5 protein-coding genes and 1 pseudogene are annotated in these 7,371 nt (G+C 73.9%); 2 read left to right on the top strand and 4 right to left on the bottom strand.

From position 1 onward, the window contains the following. Both ACIQVZ_RS16685 and mce read right to left on the bottom strand, forming a co-directional pair. Positions 1-2,447, bottom strand: a pseudogene (locus ACIQVZ_RS16685) (hypothetical protein); the annotation flags it as partial. Between the two features lie 498 nt (positions 2,448-2,945). Then, positions 2,946-3,389: a methylmalonyl-CoA epimerase gene (gene mce, locus ACIQVZ_RS16680; protein ID WP_402450731.1), complete on the bottom strand. Its 444-nt coding sequence runs from the start codon at positions 3,387-3,389 to the stop codon at positions 2,946-2,948. A gap of 301 nt (positions 3,390-3,690) precedes the next feature. Between mce and ACIQVZ_RS16675 the strand changes: the two genes are divergently transcribed. Continuing rightward, on the top strand, positions 3,691-4,899 hold the full coding sequence (locus ACIQVZ_RS16675; protein WP_350879581.1) for an acetyl-CoA C-acetyltransferase: 1,209 nt from the start codon (positions 3,691-3,693) through the stop codon (positions 4,897-4,899). Positions 4,900-4,978: 79 nt separating this feature from the next. Continuing rightward, a complete protein-coding gene (gene meaB / locus ACIQVZ_RS16670) occupies positions 4,979-5,935 on the top strand; it encodes a methylmalonyl Co-A mutase-associated GTPase MeaB (protein WP_350879580.1) in 957 nt (318 codons plus the stop codon). 58 nt (positions 5,936-5,993) lie between these two features. Here the strand turns inward: meaB and ACIQVZ_RS16665 are convergent, their stop codons facing one another. Further along, positions 5,994-6,509, bottom strand: coding sequence for a MarR family transcriptional regulator (locus ACIQVZ_RS16665; RefSeq protein WP_350879579.1), 516 nt, complete (start codon positions 6,507-6,509; stop codon positions 5,994-5,996). Positions 6,510-6,548: 39 nt separating this feature from the next. After that, positions 6,549-7,358 carry an AIM24 family protein gene (locus ACIQVZ_RS16660; RefSeq protein ID WP_402450728.1) on the bottom strand — a complete coding sequence of 270 codons (810 nt, stop codon included), beginning with the start codon at positions 7,356-7,358 and terminating at the stop codon, positions 6,549-6,551. Between the last annotated feature and the right edge of the window lie 13 nt (positions 7,359-7,371).

Genomic DNA, 7,371 nt, shown 5'->3' with positions numbered 1-7,371 from the left:
GCGGCCTGTTCGGCCTTGGCCCGGACGTCGGCGGCGTACGCCTCGGCGGCGGTGCGCTGTTCGGTGGTCTCGCGGTCGGCGAGCTCGCGCAGTTCGGCGCTCTCCCGCTCGGCCAGCTCGCGCAGTTCGGCGCTCTCGCGTTCGGCGAGGGCCCGTAGCTCGGTCGCGGTCTGCTCGGCCTGCTCGTGGGCGGCCTGGGCGGCGGCCAGCTGCTCGGCGGTCTCCTCGCGCTCGCGGTGCAGCCCGGCGGCGGCCTCCTCGTGCTCGCGCCGGCTCTCCTCTCGCAGCGCGTTCGCGGCGGCCTCGGCCTCGCCCCGGGTACGGGCCGCCTCGGCGTCGGCCTCGGTGCGGACGCGCTCGGCGTCGGCCACCGCGGCGTCCCGGACGGCGCTCGCCTCGGCCTGCGCGTCGGCGCTGAGGGCGGTCGCGGCGGCGGTCGCCTCGGCCCGGACCCGCTGGTCGAACTCGGTCGCGTCCCGGCGGAGTTCGGCGGTCTCGCGCTCGGCGGCGGCGCGGTTCTCGGCGGCCGCGGCCTTGGCGGCGGCGAGGGCGTCCTGGCCCTGCTGCTCGGCGGCGGTGGTGGTCTTCTCGGCCTCGGTGCGGGCCCGGGCGAGGGTCTGCTCGGCCCGGCCCTGGGTCTCGGCGGCCTGTTCCTGGGCCTGCGCGCGCAGCCGCTCGATCTCCCCGGCGGCGCCCGCGCGCAGCTCGTCGGCGTCGGTCTTGGCCCTGGTGAGCAGTTCCTCGGCGTTCTTCGCCGACTCCTCGATCTGCACGACGGCCTGGCGGCGGGCCTCGCCGCGCACCCGGTCGGCCTCGGCGGCGGCCTGGGCGCGCAGCTCCTCGGCCTCGGCCCGCAGCCGGGCCGCCTCGTCCTGCATCTGCTCGATCCGCTCGCGGATCGCGGCGGCGTCGTCGAGGGCGGCGTTCTGGGCCTGCTCGACGGCGGCCTGGGCCTGCTCGCGCAGGCGCTGCGCCTCGGCGGCGGCCTCGGTGCGGATCCGCTCGGCCTCGGTGGCGGCCTCGGTGCGGGCGGTCTCGGCGTCCTGGTCGGCCTGGCCGAGCACCTCCTCGGCGGTCTTGGCAGCCTTGGCGAGGTGGACGGTGGCGTCCTTGGCGCCGGCTGCCCGGCCCTCCTCCTCGGCCGCGTGGCGCAGCCGCTGGGCCTCGGCCTCGGCGTGGGCGCGGAGTTCGGCGACGTCCCGGTCGGCCTGGGCGCGCAGTTCGGCGATCGCGGCCTCGGCCTCGGCGCGCAGCTCGCCGGCCACCGATTCGGCGGTGGCCCGCAGCCGTTCGCTCTCCTCGGCGGCGGCGGCCTTGGCGGCCTCCGCCTCGGCCTGCTTGGTGGCGGCCTCGGCGCGGATCGCCTCGGCCTCCTTGGTGGCGTGGGCGACCATCCGGGCGACCTCGGCACGGGCGGTCTGCGAGCGCTGCTCGTTGGCGGCCTCGCCGTCCGCGGCCTTGCGTTCGGCGGCGGCCTCGGCGTCGGCCTGGAGCTGTTCGGCGGCCTGCTCGGCCTGGGCCCGCAGCTCGGCGGACTCGCGGCGGGTGCGTTCGGCCTCGGCGATCGCCTCGGCACGCAGCCGCTCTATCTCGGCCTGGGCGTGGGCGAGCTGCTGCTCGGCCCGGATCTGCTCGGCGGAGGCCTGCTCCTTGAGCCGGCCGATCTCGCCCTTCGCGACGGCGAGCTGCTGCTCGGCGGCGGCGTGCGCGGCGGCCAGCTGCTGCTGGGCCTCGCCGCGGGCGGCGTCCACGTCGGCGGCGGCCTGGGCGCCGGCCTGCTGGGCGTGCTCGGAGGCGGCGCGCAGCAGGCGCTCGGCGTCGCTCTGGGCCCGCTGGATGGCGGCCTCGGCGGCGGCCTGGGCCTCGCCGCGGGCGGCGTCGACGTCGGCGGCGGTCTGGGCGCGGGCCTGGTCGGAGAGCGCGACGGCCTCCGCGCGGGCGGCGGCGACCATGCGCTCGGCCTCGGCGCGGGCGTCCTGGAGCAGGCGCTGGGCCTCCTGCTCGGAGCCGGTCCTGGTCTGCTCGGCCCAGCCGTTGACGTGCTGCTCGGCGGTGCGGCGCAGCTCGGTGAGCTCGTCCTCCAGCTGGCGGCGGCGGGCGGTGAGCTCGGCCTCCAGTCGGGCGGTGCGCTCGGCGGCCTCGGCCATGATCCGCTGGGTGGCGGCCTGGGAGTCGCGCAGCTGGCGTTCGGCGTCGGCGCGCAGCTGCTGGGCCTGCATCTCGGCAGTGCGGAGCATCTGCTCGGCCTGGCCGGAGACGGCGTCGAAGGCGCGCGGCTGGGCGAGCATGCGGCGGGACTCGTGCAGCTTGGCCCGGAGCACCTCCACCTGGTAGGCGAGGTCCTCGGCATGCTCGACTGCCTTGTCCCGCTCCTTTCGAGTCCGACCCATCTCGGCCTCGAACTGGGAGAGGTGATCGTCAACCTCGTAGCGGTCGTTGCCCCGCACTCCGCGGTCCCATCCATCTCCTGGTCGCGTCCTCGACCCGGCCGGTCCAGGGCACCCGTTGTCCGGGTACTGGTCCGACTGGCTCCTTGCATCCGCAGCCGGTGGACGGCCCGCCGGTCAAGCCGGGGCCGCCCGCCGCGGTCGTCGGAGCCCTGGGCGTGGAAGCGCGGTGATGCCGCGTTCCCCCGTCCGGGTGGACTCCTGGGCGAACTCTTGCCTTGTGGAGAATGGTGACAGATCAGTGTTGCGACTGTTCAGCCGTGCCCGCGTTGTGGACTCCCCTGCGACGGGCCGGCCACCGTTGGGCGGACGGGCCTGTCATCGGCCGTGCTCGTCGCCTCCGTCCCCCGGAGCCTTCGCGCACCTGGGCATTGTAGTGGGAGCGCACTGCGGGGGAATGGCCGCGTGGTGGTTTTCCGGCTGTCGGACGAGGTTACTGACGGGTCATGACCGGTGATCGGGGGGTGCCGCCCGGTCGTGGGCGGCACCTGGCGGGGGTCAGTGGGCGTCGTGGGCGCCCGGTTCGGCGGAAGTGACCAGCTCGGTCAGGACGCCGCCGCAGTCCTTGGGGTGCAGGAAGGTGATCCGCGAACCCATCGAGCCGATCCGGGGCTCGTCGTAGAGGACCCGCACGCCCTTGGCCCGGGCGGCCTCGGCGTCGCCGTCCACGTCGGCGGTGCCGAAGGCGATGTGGTGCACGCCCTCGCCGTTCTTCTCCAGCCACTTGGCGACGGTCGAGTCGGGCCGGGTGGGCTCCAGCAGCTGGAGGTAGGAGGCGCCGCCGTCACCGGTGTCGTTGATCTTGAGCATGGCCTCGCGGACGCCCTGCTCCTCGTTGACCTCGGTGTGGAACACCTCGAAGCCGTAGGTGGCGCGGTAGAACTCGACCGTCTTGTCGAGGTCGCGGCAGGCGATGCCGATGTGGTCGATACGGGTCAGCACGGCGACCTCCGGGGGCGGGTTGGGTACCTCGGGAACCAGGTGGCACCAGTGCAGCGCATCGCCGCTGACCGGCGCCAGCGCCGGACGTGCGAGTCTGCTCACACGCCGGGGGTCCACCCGGGCCGCGCACCGGGGGCTCGCCCGGGGCGGACGCCGGGGTTCACCCGGGCCGCGTTGACACGGTGTTGACTGGAAGGTGCCAGTGCGCTCGATCACACCGTCGCTCCGGTGACGGGCGGGTAACAGGTCAGTACATTGAGCGCATCCTCACCTGGCCACGACGTGCGAAGGGGCTCGTCCCATGACCAACACCACCTCTGTGATCGTTGCCGGTGCGCGGACCCCGATGGGTCGCCTGCTCGGTTCCCTCAAGGGCTTCTCCGGTGCCGACCTCGGCGGTTTCGCGATCAAGGCCGCGCTGGAGCGGGCCGGCATCACGGGTGAGCAGGTCCAGTACGTGATCATGGGCCAGGTGCTGCAGGCCGGCGCCGGCCAGATCCCGGCCCGCCAGGCCGCCGTCCAGGCCGGCATCCCGATGAGCGTCCCGGCGCTCACCATCAACAAGGTCTGCCTCTCCGGCCTGGACGCCATCGCGCTGGCCGACCAGCTGATCCGGGCCGGCGAGTTCGACGTCGTGGTGGCCGGCGGCCAGGAGTCGATGACCAACGCCCCGCACCTGCTGCCGAAGTCCCGCGAGGGCTACAAGTACGGCGCGATCGGGATGCTCGACTCGATGGCCCACGACGGCCTCACCGACGCCTACGAGAACATCCCGATGGGCGAGTCCACCGAGAAGCACAACACCCGGCTGGGCATCGCCCGCGAGGTGCAGGACGAGATCGCCGCGGCCTCCCACCAGCGGGCCGCCAAGGCGCAGGCCGACGGCGTCTTCGACGCGGAGATCACCCCGGTCGCGATCCCGCAGCGCAAGGGCGAGCCGGTGCTGTTCGGCCAGGACGAGGGCATCCGCGCGGACACCACCGTCGAGGGCCTGGCCAAGCTGCGTCCGGCGTTCGCCAAGGACGGCACGATCACGGCCGGCACCTCCTCGCAGATCTCCGACGGCGCGGCCGCGGTGGTCGTGATGAGCAAGGCCAAGGCCGAGGAACTGGGCCTGAGCTGGATCGCCGAGATCGGCGCGCACGGCAACGTGGCGGGCCCGGACAACTCGCTGCAGTCGCAGCCGTCCAACGCGATCAGGCACGCGCTGGCCAAGGAGGGCCTGGAGGTCTCCGACCTCGACCTGATCGAGATCAACGAGGCGTTCGCGGCCGTCGCCCACCAGTCGACCAAGGACCTGGGCGTCTCCTCGGACATCGTCAACGTCAACGGCGGCGCGATCGCGCTCGGCCACCCGATCGGGATGTCCGGCGCCCGCGTGGTGCTGCACCTGGCGCTGGAGCTCCAGCGGCGCGGCGGCGGGGTCGGCGCGGCCGCGCTGTGCGGCGGCGGCGGCCAGGGCGACGCCCTGATCGTGCGCGTCCCCAAGGACGCCAGCCCGAAGGCCTGATCAGCTGACATGCCTTCGGGGCTGCGGACCGCCACGAGCGGCGCCGCGGCCCCGAAGGCATCCGCGCTAGGAGCTCCCGATGATCGATGTCGCCACGCTGGTCGAACAGGCCCGGGAGGGCCGGCCGCGGGCGGTCGCCCGGCTGATCACGCTGGTCGAGAACGCCGCCCCGCAACTGCGCGAGGCGATGGCCGCGCTCGCGCCGTACACCGGGCAGGCCTACACGGTGGGCCTGACCGGCTCGCCCGGGGTCGGCAAGTCCACCTCGACCTCGGCGCTGGTCTCCGCCTACCGGCGGCTCGGCAAGCGGGTCGGGGTGCTGGCCGTCGACCCGTCCTCGCCGTTCTCCGGCGGCGCGCTGCTCGGCGACCGGGTCCGGATGCAGGACCACGCCACCGACCCCGAGGTGTTCATCCGCTCGATGGCCACCCGCGGCCACCTCGGCGGGCTGTCCTGGACGGCGCCGCAGGCCCTGCGGGTGCTGGACGCGGCCGGCTGCGACGTGATCCTGGTCGAGACCGTCGGGGTGGGCCAGTCCGAGGTGGAGATCGCCGCCCAGGCCGACACCACCGTGGTGCTGCTCGCCCCCGGCATGGGCGACGGCATCCAGGCCGCCAAGGCCGGGATCCTGGAGATCGGCGACGTCTTCGTGGTCAACAAGGCCGACCGGGACGGCGCCGACGCCACCGCTCGCGAGCTCAACCACATGCTCGGCCTCGGCGAGGCCCGCGGGGCGGGGGACTGGCGCCCGCCGATCGTCAAGACCGTCGCCGCCCGCGGCGAGGGCGTCGACGAACTGGTCGAGGCGCTGGAGAAGCACCGCGCCTGGCTGGAGGAGCACGGCGAACTGGCGGCACGCCGCCGCCGCCGGGCCTCCGACGAGATCGAGGCGATCGCGCTGGCCGAACTGCGCACCCGGATCGGCGACCTGCGCGGGGACCGCCACCTGGCCGGCTTGGCCGAGCGGGTGGTGGCGGGCGAACTGGACCCGTACGGCGCGGCCGACGAACTCGTGGCCGGCCTCACCCGGGGCTGAGGACGGCGCGGGGCCGGCCCCCGGTGGGGCCGGCCCCGGTGTGCTGGGGGGCGGCGCGTCAGGCGCGGCCGCGCAGGCCGCGCAGGTGTTCGGCGACCGGGGCGAGGGCCTCGTACATGGCGTCGAGCTGCTCCTGGGTGAAGCGGTCGATGAAGTGGGCCCGGACGCTGCGCACGTGGTCGGGGGCGACCCGCTGCATGGTCTCCCAGCCGTGCTCGGTGAGGTGGGCGTAGAGGCCGCGGCGGTCGCCGGGGCACTCCTGGCGCAGCACCAGACCGGCGTTCTCCATCCGGGTGATCTGGTGCGAGAGCCGGCTCTTGGACTGGAGGGTGGCGGTGGCGAGGTCGGTCATCCGCATCCGGCGGTCGGGGGCCTCGGAGAGCACGACCAGGATCTCGTAGTCGTTGATCGCCAGGTTGTGCGGCTGGAGTTCACGGCTGAGCTGGTACTCCAGCAGCTTGGCGACCTCCAGATGGGCGCGCCACATCCGCTGCTCCCTGGCGGTCAGCCAGGGAGTCTCCTCCTCGGGCTGCGACGGAGGGGTGTCCGCAGTGTTGATCGTGTGCGTATCCATGGGCTCAGCATACCCTATTTAGTTCAATCTTGTACAAGTTTACAGGCCGAAACGTCGCCCCAGATCGCCCAGATTGCCGAGACCCGGCACGTTGAGGTTGCCCCCGCCGTGGCCCGACGCCGCCGGCTGCGACGGCACCCCGCCCACCGGCACGCCCGCCTCGGCGTCCACCTGGCCCACCGACCGCTCGGCCATCAGCTTCTCGCTGGACTGCAGCAGCACCTGGCCGGCGCCGATGAACTCGAACTGGTGCTCCTCGCCGGAGGCCCCGCCCAGCCCGGTCAGCCGCCGGATGCCGCCGATCAGTCCGTGCATGTAGTCGTGGTCGTAGTGGTGGCACGGCGCCGGGCAGTCCGCCCAGCCGACCAGCGCCTGCGGGTCCACCCGGATCGGCGGCTCGACGAAGTGCACCGGCCCGTTGGAGGCGGCGACGAACTTCCCGGTGCCGAGCAGGGTCAGGAAGCCCGGGATGATCGACTGCTTGAGCCGCAGCGACGGGTCGAAGGCCAGCAGGTTGCCGGAGCGGACGGTCAGGTTGCCGTCGTCCAGGTCGTAGGAGTTGAGGTCGAAGGCCCGGTCGGCCAGCAGCAGCTTGCCGCGGCCCTGGGCGACCACCCAGTCCGCCGCGTGCATCGGCGAGTTGAAGTTCTGGCCGATCACCCGGTCCAGCATGCCGGCGCCGACGCCCTTGAAGGTGATGTCGCCGTAGTAGGCGACCATCTTGCCCTTCTGCAGGAAGTACGAGCCGTTCAGGTCGACCGAGAAGGCGTACGGGTTGACGTTGTCGTTCACCGGCAGGGTGTACGCGTCGTGCACCACCGGGCCGGAGCCGCCGTGCGCACTCGGCAGCGGGGCCTGCGGG

The organism is Kitasatospora sp. NPDC098663 (assembly GCF_044760075.1).
Lineage (GTDB): Bacteria > Actinomycetota > Actinomycetes > Streptomycetales > Streptomycetaceae > Kitasatospora.
This window is presented reverse-complemented; position numbering and strand designations above follow the sequence as displayed.

Coding starts and splice junctions, on each gene's coding strand:
- ACIQVZ_RS16665 (WP_350879579.1), bottom strand. CDS start 6,509: ATGGATACGCACACGATCAACACTGCGGACACCCCTCCGTCGCAGCCC.
- ACIQVZ_RS16675 (WP_350879581.1), top strand. CDS start 3,691: ATGACCAACACCACCTCTGTGATCGTTGCCGGTGCGCGGACCCCGATG.
- meaB (WP_350879580.1), top strand. CDS start 4,979: ATGATCGATGTCGCCACGCTGGTCGAACAGGCCCGGGAGGGCCGGCCG.